This is a genomic window from Pseudomonas sp. 2995-3, from assembly GCF_002742565.1.
Taxonomy (GTDB): domain Bacteria; phylum Pseudomonadota; class Gammaproteobacteria; order Pseudomonadales; family Pseudomonadaceae; genus Aquipseudomonas; species Aquipseudomonas edaphica.
This window is the reverse complement of record NZ_LJSB01000314.1, coordinates 225242-249240: the sequence shown is the minus strand read 5'-3', so window position 1 is coordinate 249240 and position 23999 is coordinate 225242. Positions and strand designations below refer to the sequence as shown.

Below are 23999 nucleotides of genomic sequence, written 5' to 3'. Positions count from 1 at the left end.
GGAGCGTGCCCTACGAAGTATGCGTCGACATTCAGCCGCATCCCGAGGGCGGCGAAACGCTCGTGTATACCGACGAGCAGGGGCGGCCCATCGACATGGGCGCCATTCCGTTGGGCGGCGCAGTGTTCAGCCCGGGCGAAGGGCTTGCCGTGCGGCGACACCTCAATGGGCAATTGCTGATCGAAAGCGACGACGGCATGTACCGCTTGTTCGAAGCTGCGCCAGCAAACCCGTCGCAACTGCGTCTGAGCCAACTGGGTGATCGTAACGACAACCGTATCTATATCGACTATGACGAAGCCGGACGTTTGGTGCGCCTGCGCGATACGTTCGATCTGGTTCAGGTTGAGCTGATCCGTGATCAGGGCCATGTGAACCGCATTGAACGCCTGTACCCGGAACAACGTCGCGAAGTGCTGGTGAGCTATGGCTACGACGCGGCAGGCAATCTCGCGCAAGTGCGTGATGCAACCGATCAAGTGCAGCGGCGTTTTGCCTACGATGCCGGGCGCCGAATGGTGGAGCATCAATTACCCACCGGATTGCGCTGTTTCTATGAGTGGGCGTTGATCGAAGGCCTGGAATGGCGCGTGGTTCGGCATTGGACCGATGAGGGCGACGCTTACCAGTTCGACTATGACCTGCAGGCTGGCCTCACGCGCATCACCGACGGCCTGCAGCGCGTGAGTACGCGGTACTGGAATACTCAGCATCAGATCATTCAGTACAGCGACAACCTCGGCCAGACTTGGCTATTTGAGTGGAATGACGAACGTCAGTTGCTCAGCGCGACTGATCCGTTGGGTGGGCGCTATGAATACAGCTACGATGATAGCGGTAACGTAATTGGCGAAACCGACCCGCTGGGCCGCAGTGATTCGACCTTGTGGCTGGAGCATTGGGCTTTACCGCTGGTGGAAACCGACGCCGCCGACAACAGTTGGCAGTATCGCTACGACCCTCGCGGCAATTGCATCGCCGAGACCGATCCGCTGGGCTATATCACCCGTTACCGCTATGACGCCCACGGCCAGCCAGTAGAAATCATTGATGCCACTGGCAAAAGCAAACAACTGCGCTGGAATCCGTTTGGGCAGTTGGTCGAGCATATCGACTGCTCGGGCTACCCGACGCGTTTCAGCTACGACAACCGTGGCTATTTGCAGGTCATCACTGATGCCTTGGGTGAACGCACGCAGTTCAGCTACGACGCCCAGGGGCGTTTGCTCAGCAGCCAATTACCGGATGGGCGCACCGAGCAGTATCAGCGCGACGCCAGCGGGCAGTTGGTGGGCTACACCGACCCCGCCGGGCACACCACACTCTACCAACACAACCGGCGAGGCCAGGTACGCCAACGCACCGATGCCCATGGGCGGCAAGTGCAGTTTGGGTATGACAGCTACGGGCGGTTGCAAGCGCTGGTCAATGAGAACGGTGAAAGCTATCGGTTTGCGTGGGACGCCGGGGATCGGCTGACCGAGCAGCAAGACCTCGACGGCAGCGCCAAACGCTACGACTACGACTTGCTCGACAACATCACGACGGTGACTGCTCATCCTGCACCTTATGGCAATGGACTGGCGGTGGTGCCCGAGACGCCACCCGCGCCCATCGTTCATCGGCTGGAGCGTGATGCGGTCGGCCGACTGGTCGCCAAAACCACCGACGGTGGCCGCACCGACTACCGCTACGATGCGGTAGATCAGCTCACGGCTGTGACCTTCACTGATCTGCAAGGCAACGCCCAGGCGCTGGGTTTCGCCTACGACGCCCTCGGCCAGTTGCTTGCCGAACAGAGTGCCGGTGGCAACCTGCAACATCACTACGACGAACTCGGCAACCTGATCCAGACCCAGTTGCCGGACGGCCGCTGGCTCAACCGCCTGTACTACGGCAGCGGCCACCTGCACCAGATCAACCTCGACGGCCAGGTCATCAGCGATTTCGAGCGAGACCGCCTGCACCGCGAAGTGCTGCGCACCCAAGGCCAGCTCAGCACCCGCAGCGAATACGACCGCAGCGGCCGCCTGCGCTCACGTCAGCGCCGCCTGAACAGCCAGCCAACGCTGATGCCCGCAGCGGCGCAAAAGCAGTTCGAATACGACCCCGCCGACAACCTGATCGGCAAACTCGACCAACAACCCGCGGCGCAACATCGCCAACTGCTGCACTACGACGCCACCGGCCGCATCATCGCCAGCCAGGACAGCCTGCACGGGCAGCGCGAAACCTTCGCCTACGACGCCGCCGCCAACCTGCTGGATGGCCCGCAAGCGGGTGCCGGGTTGGTGGTGCATAACAAGCTGCTGACGTATCAGGACAAGCGTTATCGCTACGATGCGTTTGGGCGGATGGTCGAGAAGCGCAGCGCCAAGCGAGGGGTGCAGCGGTTTGCGTATGACGCTGAGAGCCGGTTGGTTGAGGTGCGTAATGACGATGGTAGCGTGGTCAGGATGGTGTATGACCCGCTAGGCCGTCGGATAGAAAAAACCGAGCATGGCGGTGATGGATATCCACTGGGGGAAACGCGGTTTACCTGGGACGGCTTGCGGTTATTGCAGGAGCATAAGCACAGTCAGACGAGTCTTTACGTCTATGAAGATGAAGGCTACCAACCCTTGGCTCGCGTTGACGGTGCCGGGCCGTTGCAGAAGATTCGTTACTACCATAACGACCTGAATGGGTTGCCGGAGCAGCTGACAGAGATGGATGGCCACATGCTCTGGCAGGCGACTTATCGGGTGTGGGGCAACACGCTGGAAGAGGTGCGTGAGCCTTATTACATTGAGGAGCAGAACCTGAGGTTTCAGGGGCAGTATCTGGACCGGGAGACGGGGCTGCATTTTAATACGTTCAGGTTTTATGATCCGGATATGGGACGGTTTACGACGCCGGATCCGATTGGGTTGCAAGGTGGCCTGAATCTCTACTTGTACGGCGCAAATCCCTTTACTTGGAGCGATCCACTAGGCTGGGTTCAAACACCGCTGAACAAACCTGGTTTTTATGTATACGGACTCTACGCCCCCAATGCCAAAACACCGTATTACATTGGTCACACAGAGCAACTTCCCGCCGCACGTGAAAAACAGCACGACAGGTCCACACGTCTCGGAAAAGGGGAGCTTAAAGTGTTGAAGGGCCAGGATGGCAAGATGACTTACACTCAAGCCAAGGGCTATGAACAAGCGTATCGCGAGAAATACAAAACGAAGGGCAAATTCCCAGGCAACGTCATTGAACCCATTAATAAAGGCCGCACTGATGCGCGTGGAAAATCTCACTATAAAAACTATAAAGTTGCGGCGAAGGCGCTGGGCCTCAAACCAAGCAAAGTCAAATCCTGTACATAAATGAGGCCATTGCATGAAAACCCTGAAGTCACCTAAACCGGGCGATCTTTTTTATATCCCGGCCCTCAACTCTTCAGATGAGACTGGGTTTGTTATTGCCCGCTATATCGAGCTCATTCCCCCTGCGCTGGGGCATCTGATCGAGGTTTTTGCGAAATTTTATACGCAAATACCCGTGTCATTGAGCGAGGTAGACACCTCCACACGTCTGTTCCGACCGATTTTCTGCAGCATGCTTTTCTCGGAAATTCCTCGATGGAAGATCCTTTTCAGTGATCCGGACTACAAAAAAGAGTCCTCTGGATATGACGAAATTCAATTCGCGTTCGAGTCAGAAATCTGGGTAGGCGGTGTCAGCAAGCCCGCTACAGAGCAACAGCTGAACAACATTGAGCCATCCATCTGCTGGCGCATGCATCACATTATTTTCAGGGTGATCGCACACTTACGTGGAGCGATCTCTGATGCTGAGCCGATGGACTATGAGAAGTTACCCCCCGACTTGCGCATTGATAGCACCATCGCCTCAGAACGAGTAAATAAGGCCGCACTCAGCGCACAAGCATTATTCGCCGCCCAATAAAAACGGGAGAAAAGAGGGCAGGTTTTATGGCTATACCGACCCCGCCGGGCACACCACGCTCTACCAACACAACCGGCGTGGCCAGGTACGCCAGCGCACCGATGCCCATGGGCGGCAGGTGCAATTTGGTTACGACAGCTACGGGCGGCTGCAAGCGCTGGTCAATGAGAACGGTGAGAGCTATCGGTTCGCATGGGACGCCGGGGATCGGCTGACCGAGCAGCAAGACTTCGACGGCAGCGCCAAACGCTACAACTATGACTTGCTCGACAACATCACCGCGGTGACTGCTCATCCTGCACCTTATGGCAATGGACTGGCGGTGGTGCCCGAGACGCCACCCGCGCCCATCGTTCATCGGCTGGAGCGTGATGCGGTCGGCCGACTGGTCGCCAAAACCACCGACGATGGCCGCACCGACTACAGCTACGATGCGGTAGATCAGCTCACGGCTGTGACCTTCACTGATCTGCAAGGCAACGCCCAGGCGCTGGGTTTCGCCTACGACGCCCTCGGCCAGTTACTTGCCGAACAGAGTGCCGGTGGCAACCTGCAACATCACTACGACGAACTCGGCCACCTGCACCAGATCAACCTCGACGGCCAGGTCATCAGCGATTTCGAGCGCGACCGCCTGCACCGCGAAGTGCTGCGCACCCAGGGCCAGCTCAGCACCCGCAGCGAATACGACCGCAGCGGCCGCCTGCGCTCACGCCAACGGCGTCTTGCGGCTCAGCCATCGTTGATGCCGGCGACAGCGCAAAAACAGTTCGAATATGACCCCGCCGACAACCTGATCGGCAAACTCGACCAGCAACCCGCCGCGCAACATCGCCAACTGCTGCACTACGACGCCACCGGCCGCATCATCGCCAGCCAGGACAGCCTGCATGGGCAGCGCGAAACCTTTGCCTACGACGCCGCCGCCAACCTGCTGGATGGCCCGCACGCAGGCGCCGGGTTGGTGGTGCATAACAAGCTGCTGACGTATCAGGACAAGCGTTATCGCTACGACGCGTTTGGGCGAATGGTCGAGAAGCGCAGCGCCAAGCGAGGGGTGCAGCGGTTTGCGTATGACGCGGAAAGTCGGTTGGTTGAGGGGAAAAATGGGGACAGATTTATTTCTCATCTCACTCTAGCTCTTAAATAAATGCGTCCCCTTTTCCGCTAACACCTACCCTGCAACAACAACGGAAAAGGAGACAACTTTATTAAACTCAGCAAAATTAAATAAATCTGTCCCCTCCTCCCTTTTTTAAAAAATCTTATTCCGCATCATCCTCTTTATCGATTTCCTTGGCAGCTTTCAATTTTTTAACCATTGTATTCATATACTTGTAGCGCTGCTCAATAGTCTCTACACGAGACTTATCTGTCGGTGCTTGCGAAGATTCAGGTTCGGAATAGGGGCAGTAGACAAGTCCGTATCGTTCAGCGATGCCTTCCATCTGCCCCTCTATTGTGTCCATCCTCTTCTCAAGGCCGGTCAATCGCGCATTGATGTCGGTTGACGCCGCGGGGTCTTTACCTACGGCGTTAGCGTCTGCCCCTTCGTTGATGGACAGAATGGTGTTGGCCAATAACTCTGTTTTTATTTCAGCACCTTCCAGGCGTGCTTCTATTTTTTGTTGATCTGTCGCGGACGGATCTACAGTACTCTTTGTTCCGTCTACGTTCTTTTTCTCTGCGCCGGGCATTTTCGATTGCGCGTCAATTCTATCCGTCATGGCTTTCGACGTTACATGCTGGGCAACGCTGAGTGGAAGGTTGATCAGGGTACTTACACCCGCCTCAACGAACGAGTTTCGCGCCTGAGTGGCCAGTGAGGAGGCAATGGGAGGGAACTGCAAAGCGCCAACAGCCCTGGCGGTATTGGCAGCACTCGCAACACTGCTTGGCCTACTCGCCGAGGGTGCGGGCCTAGGTGGTTTAGGTGGCGTTAGCGGTTTTGGCGGTTTGAGTGGCCTTGTTGCAGGTATTCTGGGGCGAAACCTAAAACCCCTGATCGTTCTATTACTATGCTCCTCAGCGGTACCTTCAGGGTAAGCATTTGGATCTAATGTATGCGCGCCCGGTTTAGTCGGTTGGGAGGACTGATCGAGTAGTCCTGGTGGCACCGGTAGTTTTGGTTGTGCCACATCGACGTTAGTCAGGGGCGGAAGGAGGGGAACATAGGCTTGATTGGATAGTTTCATTTTTTCTCCAAGTAAGTTATCGACTTAAGGAGGGCTCCCTGCAACCTCAGCCTATACGTGGTTGCATAAAGCAAAACCGTTCCAATTCAAATAGCAGCCTAACTCCGTACGCGTGACTACTGCGCTGAATCTGAACATTTAAATAGTTATAAAAAACATCGAGACGACCCGTTGCTTTGCCCCCCACCTTTAGAGCCATTGAAGTGCCGGTGCCATCACCCGCTTTAACGACGCCCAACAAAAATGGGCACCCAACCCAGTCGGCGTGCCCATTTTCTTACCAACCCGCCTCCCTTCAGACGGTCCTGCTATTACGGGTTGACGCTGTCTTTGAGCGACTTGCCCGGCTTGAATGCAACGGTGTTGCTCGCCTTGATTTTCACTGGCTCACCGGTTTGCGGGTTTTTGCCGGTGCGGGCGCCGCGGTGGCGTTGCAGGAAGGTGCCGAAGCCCACCAGGGTGACGCTGTCCTTGCGGTGCAGGGCGCCGGTGATTTCTTCGAGAACGGCGTTGAGGACGCGGTTGGCCTGCTCTTTGGTCAGGTCTGCTTTTTCTGCAATAGCGGCTGCGAGTTCTGGTTTACGCATAAGTGAAGCCTCTTTGACGGTTTTTTGTTGTTATGTCCGTGCTGCTCTCTGGTGGAGCAGCGCCCAAGGCGCCGCAGGCTCTACTCTGCGGCAGACGGGAGTGAGGATGGCATGCCCTCGCACGCTCCGCCAGTCTCGCGGCGACCTTTCTGGGGGTAAGAAGGTGCTGATTCCGACAGAACGACCGGCATTTACGCCAGCAATGGCGGAAGTTCTTTGTTAAGGGCAAGTTTTTCCATGACGGCGCTGCCGGTCAGCGCATAACCCAGCAGGCGGCCGCTGGCGTCGCGGCACAAGGCCTTGATGTCGGCGCCCTGCCCTTCGACGCTCCACACGCCTTCGGTGCCGCGTGGCGGCGGCGATACCACCAGAGGGCAGATCGGGGTTTTGACGGTGATCGGCATCGGCCCATAGCTGACGGCGGTGGCGTTGCCGGCAAGGGTTTGGGCCAGGGCGCGGGCGCAGCTCATCAATGGCATCACGTACAGCAGGTTGAGGCCATCGACCTCGGCGCAGTCGCCCAGGGCGTAGATGTTGGCGTGGGAGGTCTTGAGGTGGCGGTCCACCATGATTCCACGGTTGATCTGCAGGCCGGCGGCAGCAGCCAGGTCCACGCGCGGACGCAGGCCGATGGCCGAGACCACCAGGTCGCAGTGGATCACTTCACCATCCGACAGGTGCGCTTCCAGGCCATCCGCCGTGCGCTGCAAGCGGTTGAGCACCGGGCCCAAGTGGAACCGCGCGCCGAGGCCTTCCAGCCCGGCTTGCACAGCGCCAGCCGCTGCTGGGTGCAGCAGAGTCGGCATGACTTGCTCGCAGGGTGCGACCAGATCAATTTCATAGCCGCCAAGTATCAGGTCGTTGGCGAATTCACAGCCGATCAGGCCCGCGCCCAGCAGCAGCACACGGCGCTTACCGGCAGCAGCGGCACGGAAGCGTGCGTAATCTTCAAGGTCATTGATCGGGAAAATCAGTTCCGCCGCATCGCCTTCTACCGGCACGCGCACGGCTTCTGCGCCCCAAGCCAGGATCAGGTCGCGGTAGGCTACCGCTTCCTCGCCGATCCACAGGCGTTTGTGGCCCGGGTCGATGCCGCTGATGCGCGTGTGGGTGCGCACTTCGGCCTTGAGTTGCTCGGCCATGGCGCCCGGCTCAGCCATGCTCAGGCCATCGGCTTCCTTGTTCTTGCCAAAGCCGGTGGAGAGCATGGGCTTGGAGTAGGAGCGCCCGTCATCCGCGGTGATCAGCAGCAACGGGGTCTCGCTGTCGAGCTTGCGAAATTCCCGGGCCACGTTGTAACCGGCCAGCCCTGTGCCGATGATCACGACAGGTGCGTTCATTCCTTTCTCCTTGTAGTACGTTTCTTAAACCGATGTTTAGCCGATTTCGATCATTTCGAAATCCATTTTGCCCACGCCGCAGTCCGGGCACAGCCAGTCTTCCGGGACGTCCTGCCACAGGGTGCCCGGTGCGATACCGTCATCCGGCCAGCCGTCTTTTTCGTCATAGATCAGGCCGCAGACTACACATTGCCACTTCTTCATTACTTGCTTCCTCAGGGTCCAGGCATCTTGGCCGACGGTCGATAGACCAACGTTGCCGTGCGGCTCAGGGCGTTTTGTACTGATCGGGGCCGGCAGATGCAAGCATGTTCGGCGCAAACGGCCGGTTCAGCCCGGCAAAAGTTCAGGACGCCATGGTAAGCTCGCCGCCTCTTTTACTGCCAAAACTGACTCACCGTGCCGCACTCAATCGCCTGTCCCGATGCTTGCCAATGGCTGACCCAGAGCCTTCTGAGCCCAATGCCCGCGCCATTGACCCTCAACTGGCTGTTCGACGAAGGCTCGCTGACGCGCCGGCTTACGTGGCTGTCCAACGACGGCTTCAGCGTGACGCCACTGTTCGAAGGCTGGCAGCCACTGCGCGAGGATGAATGTGCGGCGTTGGGTATGGCCCCGGCCACGGTCGGCTGGGTACGCGAGGTGTATTTGCGCGGGCATGGCCAACCGTGGGTGTTTGCCCGCAGCGTGGCGGCGCGCAGTGCCTTGCAGGGCGATGGCTTGCACATGGACGAATTGGGCAGCCGTTCGCTGGGCGAGTTGCTGTTCTGCGATCAGGCCTTCACTCGCCAGGCGATCGAGGTATGCCATTACCCACGGCAATGGCTGCCGAGCGCCGACCAGGCCGATGGCCTGTGGGCGCGCCGCTCGCGCTTTGATCGCGGGCCGTTGAGCGTGCTGGTCGCGGAAATTTTCCTGCCCAGCTTCTGGCATGCGCTGCATGACCATCCGGAGAACTGCTGATGTATCAACGTCTGCTCAAGTCCTTGAACCGCCTGAACCCCAGGGCGTGGGATTTCATTCAGTTGACCCGCATGGACAAACCCATCGGCATTTACCTGCTGTTGTGGCCGACGCTTTGGGCGCTGTGGATTGCGGGCAAGGGCTCGCCGTCGTTGCTCAATATAGTGATTTTCGTGCTGGGCGTGGTGCTGACCCGCGCCGGCGGCTGCGTGATCAATGACTGGGCCGACCGCAAGGTCGACGGCCATGTGAAACGCACCGAGCAACGGCCGCTGGTGAGCGGCAAGATCAGTTCCAAAGAGGCCTTGGTGTTTTTTGCGGTGCTGATGGGCATCAGTTTTCTGCTGGTGCTGCTGACCAACGCGACCACCATCCTGCTGTCCTTGGGCGGCCTGGCGCTGGCGGCGAGCTACCCGTTCATGAAGCGCTACACCTATTACCCACAAGTGGTGCTGGGCGCGGCGTTTTCATGGGGCATGCCGATGGCATTCACTGCCGAGACCGGGTATTTGCCGGCCACGGCGTGGCTGCTGTACATCGCCAACTTGCTGTGGACGGTGGGCTACGACACGTATTACGCGATGACCGACCGCGATGACGACTTGAAGATCGGGGTGAAATCCACCGCCATTCTGTTCGGCGATGCGGACCGCGTGATCATTCTGACCCTGCAAGGTTTATCGCTGGTGTGCCTGCTATTGGCGGGGCAGCGGTTCGAGCTGGGTGGCTGGTTCCATCTGGGGTTGCTGGCGGCGGCGGGCTGTTTTGCCTGGGAGTTCTGGTACACCCGGGACAAGGATCGGATGAAATGCTTCAAGGCGTTTTTGCATAACCACTGGGCGGGGTTGGCGATTTTTGTCGGGATTGTGGCGGATTACGGGTTTCGGTAAGTCAGTGCTGACGCCATCGCGGGCAAGCCCACATTTGGAACGCATTCCCCTGTGGGAGCGGGCTTGCCCGCGATGGTTTCAGCCGCACTGCGTGGTCAGGGCTTGATTACGTGCCACGCCCCGCCCTTGCCATCACCGGTCTTGTCACCCGCCTTCTTGTCATCCTTGTAGGTGTAGACAGGCTTGCCTTTGTAAGCCCACTGACTGGTCTGGTCGTCGCGGGTAATGACTGTCCAATCACCCATCGACTTGTCAGTAGACTCAGCCTTCAGCGGCGGCCAGTTGGTCGCACACTGGTCTTTGCACACCGACTTGCCGTCGGCATCCTTGTCAAAGGTGTAGAGGGTCAGCCCCTTGTGATCCACCAACATTCCGTCGTGAGTCATCGCCGGCTCCGCCGCAAACGCCAGGCCCGGCAGCGTCAACGCCGCCGATACCAACAGGGCTTTCCATGAAACAGTGCTGTAAGTCATCGGAACCTTCCTTTTGTGGTTGTCAGGATTCGGACCCAAAGGGTAGTCCAGAGTGCCGTGAATTGCCCGATCGTCTAAATTACTGTCACACGACTGCAATAATTCCGTTATCTAATGCGGCGCAAGACAGTTAAATGACAAGAGGATTTTGAGCATGGTTGGCAGGAGCATTCTGATCGTTGACGACGAAGCGCCCATTCGCGAGATGATCGCCGTTGCGTTGGAAATGGCCGGCTATGACTGCCTGGAGGCGGAGAACTCCCAGCAGGCCCATGCCATTATCGTCGACCGCAAGCCGGACCTGATCCTGCTGGACTGGATGCTGCCCGGCACCTCCGGCATCGAACTGGCCCGTCGCCTCAAGCGTGACGAGCTGACCGGGGATATCCCGATCATCATGCTCACCGCCAAGGGTGAAGAGGACAACAAGATCCAGGGCCTGGAAGTCGGCGCTGATGACTACATCACCAAGCCGTTTTCCCCACGTGAGCTGGTAGCGCGCCTGAAGGCCGTACTGCGCCGTGCCGGCCCTACCGATGGCGAAGCGCCGATCGAAGTCGACGGGCTGATCCTGGACCCGATCAGCCACCGCGTGACCATCGACGGCAAGCCGGCCGAGATGGGGCCGACCGAATACCGCCTGCTGCAATTTTTCATGACCCACCAGGAGCGCGCCTATACCCGTGGGCAATTGCTGGACCAGGTGTGGGGCGGCAATGTGTATGTGGAGGAGCGCACGGTTGACGTGCATATCCGCCGCCTGCGCAAAGCCTTGGGCGATGCCTACGAGAATCTGGTACAAACCGTGCGCGGCACCGGCTATCGCTTTTCCACCAAAGGTTGAGCCGGCCCTTCCTTTCCTTAACAGCTGACAAGGACGCATGTTTAAGTGAACCAGAACTGGCATGGCACCCTGATTCGCCACATGCTTCTGTTGATCACCGGTTGCTTGGTGGTGGGTTTGATCAGCGGTTATTACGGTTGGAGCCTGGCCGTTGGTATCGGCCTGTACCTGGGCTGGACCCTCAAACAATTGCTGCGCCTGCATGAATGGCTGCGCCAGCACAAACCCGACGAAGCACCACCCGACGGCTACGGCCTGTGGGGCGAAGTGTTCGACAGCATCTACCACCTGCAACGCCGCGACCAAAGGGTTCGCGGGCGCCTGCAGGCGGTGATCGACCGGGTGCAGGAGTCTACCGCTGCGCTCAAAGACGCGGTGATCATGCTCGACAGCGACGGCAACCTGGAGTGGTGGAACCGCGCTGCCGAGACCTTGCTGGGCCTCAAGACGCCCCAGGACAGCGGTCAGCCGGTGACCAACCTGGTGCGCCACCCGCGCTTCAAGGAGTACTTCGAACAGGAGAACTACGAAGAAGCGCTGGAAATCCCCTCGCCTACCAATGACCGCGTGCGCATCCAGCTGTACCTGACGCGTTATGGCAACAACGAGCACCTGATGCTGGTGCGCGACGTAACGCGCATTCACCAGTTGGAACAGATGCGCAAAGACTTCGTCGCCAACGTCTCCCACGAACTGCGCACACCGTTGACGGTGATCTGCGGCTACCTGGAGACGCTGCTGGACAACGTCGACGAGATCAACCCGCGCTGGAGCCGTGCCCTGCAGCAGATGCAGCAGCAGGGCTCACGCATGCAAACCCTGCTCAATGACCTGCTGTTGCTGGCCAAGCTGGAAGCCACCGATTACCCGTCGGACAACCATCCGGTGGCGGTGCAAAGCCTGCTGCAGACCATCAAGAATGACGCCCAGGCGCTTTCCGGCGAGCGCGGGCAACAGATCACACTGGAAGCCGACCCGCAGGTATTGCTCAAAGGCAGCGAAGGTGAGTTGCGCAGCGCGTTTTCCAACCTGGTGTTCAACGCCGTGAAGTACACCCAGGACAAGGGCAATATCCGCATCCGCTGGTGGAGCGATGAGCACGGCGCACACTTGAGCGTGCAGGACTCCGGCATCGGTATCGACGCCAAGCACCTGCCGCGCCTGACCGAACGCTTCTACCGCGTCGACTCAAGCCGCAACTCCAACACCGGCGGCACCGGGCTGGGCCTGGCGATCGTCAAACACGTGCTGTTGCGCCACCGCGCACGGTTGGAGATCAGCAGCGTGCTGGGGCATGGCAGCACCTTTACCTGCCATTTCCCACCGGCGCAGATGACCCGTTCGCGGGTGATCGGCACAGATGAATAACCCGAAAACAACGTAAATCTAAGTGTGGGAGCTGGCTTGCCTGCGATGGCGGTGGGTCAGCTGAAATCACCTCAACTGGCAGGCCGCTATCGCAGGCAAGCCAGCTCCTACATTGGATTTGCATGGTTTGGCAAAAGGCTTTCCAGGCTCCGCCCGGCAGCGGGCACTAGGCAAGCGCCCCGTCAGCCGCTACATTGGCCGACTTGCGCCTGCCTTTCAGGCCTGTCTGTCACCCCTTATTGAACACACGGAACCTGCAAAACCCCATCATGGACCCTTCCCCTGGTATCACCCTCGCTACACTCTTCGCCGATTTCGGCATGATTCTTTTTGCACTGATCCTGGTACTGCTCAACGGTTTCTTCGTTGCAGCGGAATTTGCCATGGTCAAACTGCGCGCCACCCGGGTCGAGGCCATCGCCCACAAGAACGGCTGGCGCGGGCAGATCCTGCGCACCGTCCACAGTCAGCTCGACGCCTATCTGTCGGCCTGCCAATTGGGTATTACCCTCGCCTCCCTGGGCCTGGGCTGGGTCGGTGAGCCGGCCTTTGCGCACATCCTCGAGCCATTGCTGGGCGCCATCGGCGTGCAATCGCCTGAAGTGATCAAAGGCGTGTCGTTTTTTGCCGCCTTCTTCGTGATTTCCTACCTGCACATCGTGGTCGGTGAATTGGCCCCCAAGTCCTGGGCAATTCGCAAACCCGAGCTGCTATCGCTGTGGACGGCGGTGCCGCTGTACCTGTTCTACTGGGCCATGTACCCGGCAATCTACCTGCTCAACGCCAGCGCCAACGCCATCTTGCGTATCGCCGGCCAAGGCGAGCCCGGCCCGCACCATGAGCACCATTACAGCCGCGAAGAACTCAAGCTGATCCTGCACTCCAGCCGTGGCCAGGACCCAAGCGACCAAGGCATGCGCGTACTGGCTTCGGCTGTGGAAATGGGCGAGCTGGAAGTGGTGGACTGGGCCAACTCCCGCGAAGACCTGGTGACCCTGGACTTCAACGCCCCGCTCAAGGAAATCCTCGCGCTGTTCCGCCGCCACAAATTCAGCCGCTACCCGGTGTATGACGCCGATCGCAACGAGTTTGTCGGCTTGCTGCACATCAAGGACCTGCTGCTGGAACTGGCTGCCCTGGACCACATCCCCGAGTCGTTCAACCTGGCCGAGCTGACCCGCCCGCTGGAGCGTGTCTCGCGGCACATGCCGCTGTCACAGCTGCTGGAGCAGTTCCGCAAAGGCGGCGCGCACTTTGCCCTGGTGGAAGAAGCCGACGGCAAAGTCATCGGCTACCTGACCATGGAAGACGTGCTGGAAGTGCTGGTCGGCGATATCCAGGACGAACACCGCAAGGCCGAGCGCGGCATCCTCGCCTACCAGCCAGGCAAACTGCTGGTGCGTGGCGACACGCCGCTGTTCAAGGTGGAGCGCCTGCTGGGCGTGGACCTGGACCACATCGAAGCCGAAACCCTGGCCGGCTTGATCTACGACACGTTGAAACGCGTGCCGGAAGAGGAAGAAGTGCTGGAAGTTGAAGGCTTGCGCATCATCATCAAGAAGATGAAAGGGCCGAAGATCGTCCTGGCCAAGGTGTTGCTGCTGGATTGACGCCTCAATTGCCCAACGCAAAGTTGGGCAATTTGCCAAGCGGCTGGTTGAACTCATACGGAATCGAAACCAGCCCGGCCTCGGAAGCCTTCTGCACCACAAAATGCAGATGCGGCCCGCTGCTGTTGCCGGTATTGCCCGACAACGCCAGTGGGCTTCCCACCACCACACGCTGCCCTGCCCTTACGCTGACCGAACCTTGCTTGAGGTGCAAATACACGCCCTCGGTGCCGTCATCGTGGCGTATGCGCACGAAATTCCCGGACGCGTCATTACCGCGCCCGGCCTGGTTATTTTCGGTCTTCACCACCATCCCGCTACGCGCCGCAATGATTGGTGTGCCTTCGGGCATGGCGATGTCCATGGCGTAGCGGCTCTTGGCGTCGGTGTGGCTGAAGCTGCCGTTAGGGCCTTGGGTCAAGCGAAACGGCCCACCACGCCAAGGCAAAGGATAGCGATAGGCTTGCTGTGGATAACTTGATGTGGGCATATCCAGCACCGGCCGTTTGGTCCGTTCCACCCGGCGCTCCTGCATCACAAATGCCTGGGCGCCCGGCGTTTGCCGGTCGCTGAAAGACACCACGCCATTGGCATCGGTGGTTTTGTAGAGGGTCATGGCCAGGGTCGAAGTGCAAACCGTGGCCAGCCCACAGAACAGGACTAGGCGAATGAACATGACGTACCTGCCGGGATGACTGTTCGGCAGGCTAGCAAGGGTTGATGACAGCTCTAAGCGGGCAGCGCGGTAAAGCAGATATCCACATTCATCCGGGCGGCGGCCGACAGGTTGACCAGCGCATCAAGGGAAAACTTGTCGATCTTGCCGTTGAGCACGTCGTTCAAGCGCGGCTGACTGATACCGAGCCTTTGTGCCGCGTCTTTCTGAGAAAGCTCCCAGCTGCGGATGGTGTTGCACAACTCCAACAACAACTTTGAGCGCATGCGCATATTGGCGGCTTGTTGGGGCGTGTCTTCCAGAGCATCCCAGACGCTGCTGAAACGTTCGGTGTGAATTTTTGAGTCTGTCATGGGCTTAACCTATCTCCTGCAATCTGGCACGAGCCAGTTCGATATCCCGCCCTTCGGTTTTCTGTGTGGTTTTGCGCAGCGCGTGCAGCACATAGACTGCTTCCGGCCGATTAATCACATAGAACACTCGAAACGCTCCTGATTCCTCAGTGATCCGAATTTCGCTGACGCCCCTCCCGATAGTCTTCATCGGTTTGCAATCAAAAGGCTGTTCACCCTGCTGCAAGAGATCCAACTGAAAGCCGGCAGCCCTTCGGGCGTCGAGAGGGAATTCTTTGAGATCCTTGAGCGAGCTTCCTAAAAACACCACATCCTTATGCCTTGGCATTTGCTTCTCCTTTCCTGGAAAGAAGAAGCCTAATCGACGATTCAGCCAAAGGCGGTGCAGGTGTGTTTCAAGGCATAGCAAAGGCTCGATAACACTGACGCGTTATCGATAGACTATATCGAAATTGATATAAATCAAGCGACCCAGCGGGAATCAGACGGTCGGTCGATTCCCTTGATTCAGGCGATCAAGCTCCCGGCACGAAGTGCTTCTGCGCCGTACCGCGCGCGATCAGGCGGGAGATGTAGTCGAGCTTCTGCGCATCCTGGTCAATAAACCGGAAGGTCAGTTGCAGCCAGTCGCTGTCAGGCCGTGGCTCATAGGCGACGATGGCGTGCAGGTAGCCGTTGAGGCGCGCGACTTCGGCGTTCTCGCCTTGCTCAAGGTCGAGCACGGCGCTTTCCAGCACCTGGGGCAGCACTTCACCGCGACGGACCACCAGCAACGCTTCCTTGATGCTCAGCGCCTTGATCACACATTGCTGGTTGCCGCTGGACAGCCGCAGTTGGCCCTGGCCGCGACCGCCGGCAGGCGAGGCAGCAGGCGCTTGCACCGGTTGGCTGTTGAGCAGGCCTTTGCTCGGCGCAGCTATCGGCGCCGGTTTGGCCGCCTCGGGCTTGCCGCCGGTCAAGGCATTGAGAGAGTCGTTGCCGAAGGCCGAGTTCATCTTGGTCGGCGCGCTGGCGATAAGGGCGTCGAGACGGCCGATCTTGTGCAAAGCCTGCTTGACCTTGTTCAGCAGTTGCTCGTTGGTGAACGGCTTACTGACGTAACCGGAAACCCCGGCCTGGATCGCCTGCACTACGTTTTCCTTGTCGCCACGGCTGGTCACCATCACGAACGGCATGGCTTTGAGATGGGCTTGTTCACGGCACCAGGTCAACAGCTCAAGGCCAGACATCTCAGGCATTTCCCAGTCGCACAGCACCAGGTCGAAGGTCTCACGCATCAGGATGGATTGCGCCTTTTTGCCGTTTACCGCGTCTTCAATCTTGATGCCTGGGAAGTAGTTGCGCAGGCACTTCTTCACCAAATCGCGGATAAACGAGGCGTCGTCCACCACCAATACACTGACTTTACTCATCGACCCTTCATCCTATTAAAACTTCGGCATGCAAAACGCCTGACTGATGGCATTTTGCCAAAACTCGCTGGTCACAGAAGGACTTATTGCTCCTGCTGCGCAAATAAATTCAGATGCCACAAACGAAAACGCCCGACCAAAGGCCGGGCGTTAATGTCTCGGGCAACCTTACTTATCGTCAGTTTCGCCCGGAACATTAGGGATTTGATCGGCCGTGCCTTCAACTTCGGCTTTCATGCGCTTGAGGCCCATGTGCCGCACGTCGGTGCCGCGCACCAGGTAAATCACCAATTCCGAGATATTGCGCGCGTGGTCGCCGATCCGTTCCAGGGAACGCAATACCCAGATGATGTTCAAGACCCGCGAGATAGAGCGCGGGTCTTCCATCATGTAGGTGGCCAGCTCGCGCAGTGCGGTCTTGTATTCGCGGTCGATGGTCTTGTCGTATTGCGCCACCGACAACGCCAATTCGGCGTCGAAGCGGGCGAAAGCGTCCAGCGCATCGCGCACCATATTGCGCACTTGGTCACCGATGTGGCGCACTTCCACGTAACCGCGTGGCGCCTCGCCTTCTTCGCACAGCTGGATAGCGCGGCGGGCGATTTTGGTGGCTTCGTCGCCGATGCGCTCCAAATCGATCACCGACTTGGAGATGCTGATGATCAAACGCAGGTCGGAGGCCGCCGGCTGGCGACGGGCCAGAATGCGCAGGCATTCTTCATCGATATTGCGTTCCATCTGATTGATCTGGTCATCAATCTCGCGCACTTGCTGGGCCAGGCCAGAGTCGGCCTCGATCAACGCAGTAACGGCATCGTTGACTTGCTTCTCCACCAGCCCGCCCATCGCCAGGAGGTGGCTGCGCACCTCCTCAAGCTCGGCGTTGAACTGCGCGGAGATGTGGTGGGTAAGGCCTTCTTTGCTAATCATGGGTTTGCTCCGCAAAAGCTGTAAGCCGCAAGCTACAAGCTGCAAGCTGATGTGTGTCGTTGATCAAACTGCTTCCACTTGCCGCTTGAAACTTGCGGCTTGCAGCTGGGGCTAGCCGTAACGACCGGTGATGTAGTCTTCGGTCTGCTTCTTCGCCGGGTTGGTGAACAAAGTGTCGGTGTCGCCGAACTCCACCAGCTTGCCCATGTACATGAACGCGGTGTAGTCGGAAACCCGCGCCGCCTGTTGCATGTTGTGGGTCACGATGACGATGGTGAACTTGGACTTGAGTTCGTAGATCAGCTCTTCGACTTTCAGCGTCGAGATCGGGTCGAGTGCCGAGCAGGGTTCGTCGAGCAGCAACACTTCCGGCTCCACGGCGATGGTGCGGGCGATCACCAGACGCTGCTGCTGGCCGCCGGACAGGCCGAGTGCCGAGTCGTGCAGGCGGTCTTTAACCTCGTCCCACAGCGCCGCGCCTTTCAAGGCCCACTCAACGGCTTCGTCGAGGATGCGTTTTTTGTTGATGCCCTGGATGCGCAGGCCGTAAACCACGTTTTCGTAGATGGTCTTGGGGAACGGGTTCGGCTTCTGGAACACCATGCCCACGCGGCGGCGCAGCTCGGCCACGTCTTCGCCCTTGCGGTAGATGTTAGTGCCGTACAGGTTGATCGCGCCTTCTACGCGGCAACCGTCAACCAGGTCGTTCATGCGGTTGAAGGTGCGCAGCAGCGTGGACTTGCCGCAGCCGGACGGGCCGATAAAGGCGGTCACGCGCTGCTTGGGGATGTTCATGCTGACGTCGAACAGCGCCTGCTTTTCACCGTAGTACAGGCTCAGGCCCGGAACTTCGATGGCCACGGTTTCCTGGGCCAGGCTCAGGCTCTGCTTGTCGCGACCCAGGGCCGACATGTTGATGCCGTGGGTATGGGTTTCATGTTGCATGGGATGCTCCCTGTGCTACCAATTCGTTTGGTTGAACCGCCGGGGCGGTTTACTCAAAAATCTGTGTCTGTCTCTGGACCCTTGAGGAGCTGGCTTGTGTGGGAGCTGGGCTTGCCCGCGATGCAGGCACCGCGGTGTGTCAGCCACACCGCGATGATGCTATCGCAGGCAAGCCAGCTCCCACACAAGCCGGCCCCACAGGGGATCGCTTTAGCTGTCCAGCGCCTTGTATTTTTCGCGCAGGTGGTTACGAATCCACACCGCCGACAGGTTGAGCGTGGCGATCACCAGCACCAGCAGCAAGGCGGTGGCGTATACCAGCGGTCGTGCGGCTTCGACGTTGGGGCTCTGGAAGCCAACGTCATAAATATGGAAGCCCAGGTGCATGATCTTCTGGTCAAGGTGCAGGTACGGGTAGTTGCCATCCAGCGGCAGCGACGGTGCCAGCTTGACCACACCCACCAGCATCAGCGGCGCCACTTCACCGGCGGCACGGGCCACGGCGAGGATCATGCCGGTCATCATCGCCGGGCTGGCCATCGGCAGCACAATCTTCCACAGCGTTTCCGCCTTGGTTGCGCCGAGTGCCAGGGAACCCTCACGCACGGTACGAGGAATCCGCGCCAGGCCTTCTTCGGTGGCCACGATCACCACCGGCACCGCCAGCAGCGCCAGGGTCAGCGAAGCCCACAGCAAGCCCGGCGTACCAAATGTCGGGGCCGGCAGGGCTTCGGCGAAGAACAGGCGGTCAACCGAGCCACCCAGTACATACACAAAGAAGCCCAGACCGAACACGCCGTAAACGATGGCCGGTACGCCGGCCAGGTTGTTCACCGCGATACGGATAATGCGGGTCAGGGTGTTCTGTTTGGCGTATTCACGCAGGTACACCGCCGCCAGCACGCCGAACGGGGTCACGATCATCGCCATGATCAGCGTCATCATCACGGTGCCGAAGATGGCCGGGAAGATCCCGCCTTCGGTGTTGGCTTCCCGTGGGTCGTCGCTCAAGAATTCCCAGACCTTGCTGAAGTAGAAACCCACCTTGGTCAGGGTGCCCATGGCGTTCGGCTGGTAGGCGTGCACCACTTTGCCGATGCCGATTTCGATTTCTTTGCCGTTGCCGTCGCGGGCCGTCAGGCTGTCGCGGTTGAACTGGGTGTGCAGGTCGGCCAGGCGCGCTTCGATGTCCTGGTAACGGGCATTCAGCTCGGCGCGGCCGGAGTCCATGTCGGCCTGGGCGGCAGCGTCGAGCTTGCCTTCCAGCTCCAGCTTGCGGCCGTGCAGGCGGATGCGCTCCAGGCCAGCGTTGATCGCGCCGATGTCGGTTTTCTCAAGGCTCTTGAGCTGGGCCGCCAACTTGTTCACACGATCGACGCGGGCTTGCAGCTCCGGCCATGCGGCTTCGCCTTCGGCGATCACCTTGCCATCTTGCTTGACGTTGACCAGGGTGCCGTAGAAGTTGCCCCACTCACGACGCTCGATGGCCATCAGGTTCTTCGGGGTGGTCTGGTCTTTCAACCACTCGCCGACGATCCAGGTGAAGTCGTTGCCATTCAAGTCGCGGTTACCGACCTTGATCAGCTCGCGGGTCATGAATTCCGGGCCTTGGTCCGGCACCGGCAGGCCCGCGCTTTTCAGGCGTTCGCGCGGCACTTCTTCCTTCTGCACCACTTCGCCGATGACGATATGGTTTTCCTGGCCAGGCACGCTGTAGTTGGCCTGGATCAGGTCGGCCGGCCAGAAGTGGCCCAGACCACGCACGGCAATCACGGCCAGCAAACCAATGGTCATGATGACCGCGATGGACACCGCGCCACCGCTGATCCAGACGCCGGGGGCGCCGCTCTTGAACCATCCATTCAGGGAGTTCTGTTTCACAGACTTCTACCTTTCTTAAAGCGACGAGTATTTCTTGCGCAGACGCTGACGGATCAGCTCGGCGAGGGTGTTCATGATGAAGGTGAACAGCAGCAGCACCAGCGCCGAGAGGAACAGCACGCGGTAGTGACTGCCACCGACTTCCGACTCAGGCATCTCCACCGCAACGTTGGCCGCCAATGTGCGCAGGCCTTCGAACAGGTTCATCTCCATCACCGGGGTGTTGCCGGTGGCCATCAGCACGATCATGGTTTCACCCACTGCGCGGCCCATGCCGATCATCAGTGCGGAGAAGATGCCCGGGCTCGCGGTCAGGATCACCACGCGGGTCATGGTCTGCCATGGCGTGGCGCCCAGGGCCAATGAGCCCAGGGTGAGGCCGCGCGGCACGCTGAACACGGCGTCTTCGGCGATGGAGTAGATGTTCGGGATCACCGCAAAACCCATGGCCAGACCGACGACCAGGGCGTTGCGCTGGTCGTAGGTGATGCCCAGGTCGTGGGAGATCCACATGCGCATGTCGCCGCCAAAGAACCAGGTCTCCAGGTATGGGCTCATGTACAGCGAGAGCCAGCCCACAAACAGGATCACCGGAATCAGGATCGCGCTTTCCCAACCATCCGGAACGCGCAGGCGCAGCGATTCAGGCAGGCGGCTGAAGACAAACCCGGCGACCAGGATGCCAATCGGCAGCAACATCAGCAGGCTGAAAATCCCCGGCAAGTGCCCTTCTACATAAGGCGCCAGGAACAGGCCGGCGAAGAAGCCGAGGATCACCGTCGGCATCGCTTCCATCAGTTCGATCACCGGCTTGACCTTGCGGCGCAGGCTCGGGGCCATGAAGTAAGCGGTGTAGATTGCCGCGGCAACTGCCAGTGGCGCCGCCAGCAACATGGCGTAGAACGCAGCCTTCAGGGTACCGAAGGTCAGCGGGGCCAAACTCATTTTGGGTTCGAAGTCGGTGTTGGCGGCGGTCGATTGCCAGACGTATTTAGGCTCGTCGTAGTTTTCGTACCAGACCTTGCTCCACAGCGCGCTCCAGGACACTTCCGGGTGCGGGTTGTCGAGCAGCAGCGGTTGCAGCTTGCCGCCGGCTTCGACGATCACGCGGTTGGCGCGTGGCGACATGCCGAACAGGCCTTGACCATCCACCACCGGATCGACCAGCAGCGTGCGGTGCGCGGTACTGTGGAACACGCCGAACTTGCCGGATGCGTCCAGGGCGGTGAAGCCTTTGCGACGCTCCTCGGCGGTGATTTCAACGATTGGCGCGGTGCCCATCTGGAAGGTGCGGATCTGCTTCAGGCGTTGCTCGCCGTCCGGGTCACGGGCCATGAACCATTGGGCCAGGCCGCCCTTGGAGTTACCGACGATCAGCGAGATACCGCCCACCAGCTGGGTGCTGGCAGTGATTTCGGCGTTGCCGTCTTCCAGCAGTTTGTAACGACCGTTGAGGCTCTTGTCGCGCAGGCTGAACACATCGGCGAGCGCACGACCGTTGATCACATACAACCACTGCTGGCGTGGGTCGATGAAGATTGCCTTCACCGGTTCGGTCATTTGCGGCAGCTCGATACGCTTCTGCTCGCTGGTGACTTCACCGGTCATCATGTTTTCTTCGCGGCTCAGGCTCAGTACGTTCAAGTACGAACCCGCGGAACCTGCAACCACCAGCGACGAGTCAGTGGCGTTGAGGGCGACGTGCTCCAGCGGGCGGCCCTGCTCGTCGAGGACGATGGGCGTTTCGCCGTAGGGGTATTCAATGGCCGGCGTAATGGTCTTTTTGCCTTCCGGGTACGACACTTTATAAGTGTGGCGGAACACCAGGGACTGGCCATTGGACAAACCGAGGATCACCAACGGGCTGCCTGGCTGGTCCTTGCCGATCGAGACCACAGTGGCGCCAGCAGGCAAAGGCAGGTCGACACGTTTGAGCTCGGCACCGGTGCTCACATCAAAGAACAGCGCCTGGCCCTTGTCGGAAACCCGCATGGCAACTTGGTTCTGTTCTTCGAGGGAGATCATCAACGGCTTGCCGGCGTCCTGCATCCAGGCGGGTGTCAGCGCGTCTTCCTTGGTCAGCGAAGCACCTTGGAACAAAGGTGCAACGACATAAGCCAGGAAGAAGAAGATCAGGGTAATTGCGCCGAGCACGGCGAGGCCGCCGATCAACACATACCAACGGGTCAGGCGATCTTTGAGCGCGCGAATGCGGCGCTTGCGTTGCAGCTCAGGCGTATTGAAATCAATACGCTTGGGGGGAGAAGTCGTCGTCATGGTGGAATTGGCCAGATCATTCATGCGCACACCCTAGCGATCCTGTATGACAGAAAGATGACAATGCAGTGACGCAAGAAATCCGCCGCGTAGCAGGGCTGGCAGCGGATTAAAGAATTAGAGGTGTAGACGGGCTTGAAGAGTAAGGGGTTACTGTGACGAGCAAGCTTGCTTGCGCTGGGGGCCGAAGCGCCCCCAAGGCTTGCGACTGCTACGCAGTCGAACGGGAGCAAGCTCCCTCGCCACAGCAAGCCCGCTTCCACAGGGCCCGCTGCTACACCGGTATTGCAGGCTTAGTTGCCTTCTTTCAGGCCCAGGTCAGCCAGTGCCTTGGCGGCAACTTTGGCTGGCAGTGGGATGTAACCGTCTTTCACTACTACTTCCTGGCCCTGTTTGGACAGAACCAGTTTCACGAACTCAGCTTCCAGCGGGGCCAGAGGCTTGTTCGGGGCTTTGTTGACGTACACGTAGAGGAAACGCGACAGCGGGTATTTACCGTTCAGGGCGTTTTCTTCGCTGTCTTCGATGAAGTCAGTGCTGCCTTTCTTGGCCAGGGCCACGGTCTTCACGCTAGCAGTTTTGTAGCCGATGCCCGAGTAACCGATGCCGTTCAGCGAGGAGCTGATCGACTGCACGACCGAAGCCGAGCCTGGTTGTTCGTTCACGTTTGGCTTGTAGTCGCCTTTGCACAGGGCTTCTTCTTTGAAGTAGCCGTAGGTGCCGGATACCGAGTTACGACCAAACAACTGAACCGGCTTGTTGGCCAGGTCGCCGGTCACACCCAGGTCGCCCCAGGTTTTAACATCGGCTTTAGCGCCGCACAGACGAGTCGAGGAGAAGATCGCGTCGACTTGTTCCATGGTCAGGTGCTGGATCGGGTTGTCCTTGTGCACAAACACAGCCAGGGCATCCACGGCAACCGGGATAGCGGTTGGCTTGTAGCCGTACTTCTGCTCGAAGGCCGCCAGTTCGGTGTCCTTCATCTTGCGGCTCATCGGGCCCAGGTTGGAGGTGCCTTCAGTCAGCGCAGGAGGTGCAGTGGCGGAGCCGGCAGCCTGAATCTGGATGTTGACGTTCGGGTATTCCTTTTTGTAACCCTCGGCCCACAGGGTCATCAGGTTAGCCAAGGTATCGGAACCGACGCTGGACAAGTTGCCCGACACACCAGTGGTCTTAACGTAAGCCGGGATTGCCGGATCAACACCAGCGGCCACCGCGTTGGCGGTCGCAACGCCAGCAGCGACAAAAGTCATTGCCGCCATCAAACGTTTCAGTTTCATGCCTTGCTCCTAGCAGATAGGGATAGTTGGATCGGG

21 protein-coding genes and 1 pseudogene are annotated in these 23999 nt (G+C 59.2%); 8 read left to right on the top strand and 14 right to left on the bottom strand.

What is annotated here, in order from left to right:
• The 3 genes and pseudogenes from AOA62_RS27055 to AOA62_RS27045 form a co-directional block, all read left to right on the top strand.
• Positions 1–3356 (top strand): RHS repeat-associated core domain-containing protein (locus AOA62_RS27055; RefSeq protein ID WP_099550245.1); only part of this gene is annotated, 3356 nt, incomplete at its 5' end.
• Positions 3357–3369: 13 nt separating this feature from the next.
• Positions 3370–3939: an Imm26 family immunity protein gene (locus tag AOA62_RS27050; protein ID WP_017134641.1), complete on the top strand. Its 570-nt coding sequence runs from the start codon at positions 3370–3372 to the stop codon at positions 3937–3939.
• Positions 3940–3967: 28 nt separating this feature from the next.
• Positions 3968–5047, top strand: a pseudogene (locus AOA62_RS27045) (type IV secretion protein Rhs); the annotation flags it as partial.
• A gap of 157 nt (positions 5048–5204) precedes the next feature.
• Here AOA62_RS27045 and AOA62_RS27040 read toward each other — a convergent pair.
• The 4 genes from AOA62_RS27040 to AOA62_RS27025 form a co-directional block, all read right to left on the bottom strand.
• Positions 5205–5666, bottom strand: coding sequence for a type III secretion effector protein (locus tag AOA62_RS27040; protein ID WP_099550244.1), 462 nt, complete (start codon positions 5664–5666; stop codon positions 5205–5207).
• A 779-nt stretch (positions 5667–6445) separates the two neighbouring features.
• Positions 6446–6721 carry an HU family DNA-binding protein gene (locus tag AOA62_RS27035; protein WP_003213368.1) on the bottom strand — a complete coding sequence of 92 codons (276 nt, stop codon included), beginning with the start codon at positions 6719–6721 and terminating at the stop codon, positions 6446–6448.
• 191 nt (positions 6722–6912) lie between these two features.
• Positions 6913–8061: an NAD(P)/FAD-dependent oxidoreductase gene (locus tag AOA62_RS27030; RefSeq protein WP_017135809.1), complete on the bottom strand. Its 1149-nt coding sequence runs from the start codon at positions 8059–8061 to the stop codon at positions 6913–6915.
• Positions 8062–8097: 36 nt separating this feature from the next.
• Complete coding sequence (locus AOA62_RS27025; RefSeq protein WP_003213373.1) at positions 8098–8265, bottom strand: rubredoxin; 168 nt, start codon at positions 8263–8265, stop codon at positions 8098–8100.
• A gap of 195 nt (positions 8266–8460) precedes the next feature.
• Between AOA62_RS27025 and AOA62_RS27020 the strand changes: the two genes are divergently transcribed.
• Together AOA62_RS27020 and ubiA are read left to right on the top strand one after the other, a co-directional pair.
• The gene (locus tag AOA62_RS27020) at positions 8461–9024 is read left to right on the top strand and encodes a chorismate lyase (protein WP_099550243.1); all 564 of its coding nucleotides are present in this window, start codon (positions 8461–8463) and stop codon (positions 9022–9024) included.
• Positions 9024–9914 (top strand): 4-hydroxybenzoate octaprenyltransferase, encoded by an 891-nt coding sequence (gene ubiA / locus AOA62_RS27015; RefSeq protein WP_099550242.1) that lies wholly within the window; start codon positions 9024–9026, stop codon positions 9912–9914. Before AOA62_RS27020 ends, ubiA begins: the two co-directional genes overlap by 1 nt.
• Positions 9915–10009: 95 nt before the next feature.
• Here ubiA and AOA62_RS27010 read toward each other — a convergent pair whose 3' ends face one another.
• Positions 10010–10387, bottom strand: a complete 378-nt coding sequence (locus AOA62_RS27010) for a hypothetical protein (protein ID WP_017135806.1) — start codon at positions 10385–10387, stop codon at positions 10010–10012.
• A 154-nt stretch (positions 10388–10541) separates the two neighbouring features.
• Here AOA62_RS27010 and phoB point away from each other — a divergent pair, with 154 nt between their 5' ends.
• The 3 genes from phoB (at position 10542) to AOA62_RS26995 (ending at position 14209) form a co-directional block, all read left to right on the top strand.
• On the top strand, positions 10542–11231 hold the full coding sequence (phoB, locus tag AOA62_RS27005) for a phosphate regulon transcriptional regulator PhoB (RefSeq protein WP_003195617.1): 690 nt from the start codon (positions 10542–10544) through the stop codon (positions 11229–11231).
• 81 nt (positions 11232–11312) lie between these two features.
• Entirely contained in the window at positions 11313–12599 is a 1287-nt protein-coding gene (gene phoR / locus AOA62_RS27000; RefSeq protein ID WP_178111008.1) for a phosphate regulon sensor histidine kinase PhoR, read from the top strand.
• 269 nt (positions 12600–12868) lie between these two features.
• Positions 12869–14209 (top strand): hemolysin family protein, encoded by a 1341-nt coding sequence (locus tag AOA62_RS26995; RefSeq protein WP_017135804.1) that lies wholly within the window; start codon positions 12869–12871, stop codon positions 14207–14209.
• 4 nt (positions 14210–14213) lie between these two features.
• Here AOA62_RS26995 and AOA62_RS26990 read toward each other — a convergent pair whose 3' ends face one another.
• The 9 genes from AOA62_RS26990 to AOA62_RS26950 all read right to left on the bottom strand — a co-directional run bounded on the left by AOA62_RS26990 (position 14214) and on the right by AOA62_RS26950 (position 23963).
• A complete protein-coding gene (locus AOA62_RS26990; protein WP_099550241.1) occupies positions 14214–14885 on the bottom strand; it encodes a peptidoglycan DD-metalloendopeptidase family protein in 672 nt (223 codons plus the stop codon).
• Positions 14886–14938: 53 nt separating this feature from the next.
• Positions 14939–15238, bottom strand: coding sequence for a helix-turn-helix domain-containing protein (locus AOA62_RS26985; protein ID WP_099550240.1), 300 nt, complete (start codon positions 15236–15238; stop codon positions 14939–14941).
• A gap of 4 nt (positions 15239–15242) precedes the next feature.
• A complete protein-coding gene (locus AOA62_RS26980) occupies positions 15243–15566 on the bottom strand; it encodes a type II toxin-antitoxin system RelE/ParE family toxin (RefSeq protein ID WP_056860877.1) in 324 nt (107 codons plus the stop codon).
• Between the two features lie 187 nt (positions 15567–15753).
• Entirely contained in the window at positions 15754–16650 is an 897-nt protein-coding gene (locus tag AOA62_RS26975) for a response regulator (RefSeq protein ID WP_017135802.1), read from the bottom strand.
• Between the two features lie 168 nt (positions 16651–16818).
• Entirely contained in the window at positions 16819–17580 is a 762-nt protein-coding gene (gene phoU / locus AOA62_RS26970) for a phosphate signaling complex protein PhoU (protein WP_016971674.1), read from the bottom strand.
• A 111-nt stretch (positions 17581–17691) separates the two neighbouring features.
• Positions 17692–18525 carry a phosphate ABC transporter ATP-binding protein PstB gene (gene pstB, locus AOA62_RS26965; protein ID WP_017135801.1) on the bottom strand — a complete coding sequence of 278 codons (834 nt, stop codon included), beginning with the start codon at positions 18523–18525 and terminating at the stop codon, positions 17692–17694.
• 210 nt (positions 18526–18735) lie between these two features.
• A complete protein-coding gene (gene pstA, locus AOA62_RS26960; RefSeq protein ID WP_017135800.1) occupies positions 18736–20406 on the bottom strand; it encodes a phosphate ABC transporter permease PstA in 1671 nt (556 codons plus the stop codon).
• 15 nt (positions 20407–20421) lie between these two features.
• Positions 20422–22455 (bottom strand): ABC transporter permease subunit, encoded by a 2034-nt coding sequence (locus AOA62_RS26955; RefSeq protein ID WP_176992515.1) that lies wholly within the window; start codon positions 22453–22455, stop codon positions 20422–20424.
• A 521-nt stretch (positions 22456–22976) separates the two neighbouring features.
• The gene (locus AOA62_RS26950) at positions 22977–23963 is read right to left on the bottom strand and encodes a phosphate ABC transporter substrate-binding protein PstS (RefSeq protein ID WP_017135798.1); all 987 of its coding nucleotides are present in this window, start codon (positions 23961–23963) and stop codon (positions 22977–22979) included.
• Positions 23964–23999: the final 36 nt, after the last annotated feature.

Excerpts from the sequence above, each read along its gene's own strand:
- AOA62_RS27050 (WP_017134641.1), top strand. The coding sequence starts at position 3,370 with ATGAAAACCCTGAAGTCACCTAAACCGGGCGATCTTTTTTATATCCCG.
- AOA62_RS27040 (WP_099550244.1), bottom strand. The coding sequence starts at position 5,666 with ATGACGGATAGAATTGACGCGCAATCGAAAATGCCCGGCGCAGAGAAA.
- AOA62_RS27035 (WP_003213368.1), bottom strand. The coding sequence starts at position 6,721 with ATGCGTAAACCAGAACTCGCAGCCGCTATTGCAGAAAAAGCAGACCTG.
- AOA62_RS27030 (WP_017135809.1), bottom strand. The coding sequence starts at position 8,061 with ATGAACGCACCTGTCGTGATCATCGGCACAGGGCTGGCCGGTTACAAC.
- AOA62_RS27025 (WP_003213373.1), bottom strand. The coding sequence starts at position 8,265 with ATGAAGAAGTGGCAATGTGTAGTCTGCGGCCTGATCTATGACGAAAAA.
- ubiA (WP_099550242.1), top strand. The coding sequence starts at position 9,024 with ATGTATCAACGTCTGCTCAAGTCCTTGAACCGCCTGAACCCCAGGGCG.
- AOA62_RS27010 (WP_017135806.1), bottom strand. The coding sequence starts at position 10,387 with ATGACTTACAGCACTGTTTCATGGAAAGCCCTGTTGGTATCGGCGGCG.
- phoB (WP_003195617.1), top strand. The coding sequence starts at position 10,542 with ATGGTTGGCAGGAGCATTCTGATCGTTGACGACGAAGCGCCCATTCGC.
- phoR (WP_178111008.1), top strand. The coding sequence starts at position 11,313 with ATGCTTCTGTTGATCACCGGTTGCTTGGTGGTGGGTTTGATCAGCGGT.
- AOA62_RS26995 (WP_017135804.1), top strand. The coding sequence starts at position 12,869 with ATGGACCCTTCCCCTGGTATCACCCTCGCTACACTCTTCGCCGATTTC.
- AOA62_RS26990 (WP_099550241.1), bottom strand. The coding sequence starts at position 14,885 with ATGTTCATTCGCCTAGTCCTGTTCTGTGGGCTGGCCACGGTTTGCACT.
- AOA62_RS26985 (WP_099550240.1), bottom strand. The coding sequence starts at position 15,238 with ATGACAGACTCAAAAATTCACACCGAACGTTTCAGCAGCGTCTGGGAT.
- AOA62_RS26980 (WP_056860877.1), bottom strand. The coding sequence starts at position 15,566 with ATGCCAAGGCATAAGGATGTGGTGTTTTTAGGAAGCTCGCTCAAGGAT.
- AOA62_RS26975 (WP_017135802.1), bottom strand. The coding sequence starts at position 16,650 with ATGAGTAAAGTCAGTGTATTGGTGGTGGACGACGCCTCGTTTATCCGC.
- phoU (WP_016971674.1), bottom strand. The coding sequence starts at position 17,580 with ATGATTAGCAAAGAAGGCCTTACCCACCACATCTCCGCGCAGTTCAAC.
- pstB (WP_017135801.1), bottom strand. The coding sequence starts at position 18,525 with ATGCAACATGAAACCCATACCCACGGCATCAACATGTCGGCCCTGGGT.
- AOA62_RS26955 (WP_176992515.1), bottom strand. The coding sequence starts at position 22,455 with ATGCAGGACGCCGGCAAGCCGTTGATGATCTCCCTCGAAGAACAGAAC.
- AOA62_RS26950 (WP_017135798.1), bottom strand. The coding sequence starts at position 23,963 with ATGAAACTGAAACGTTTGATGGCGGCAATGACTTTTGTCGCTGCTGGC.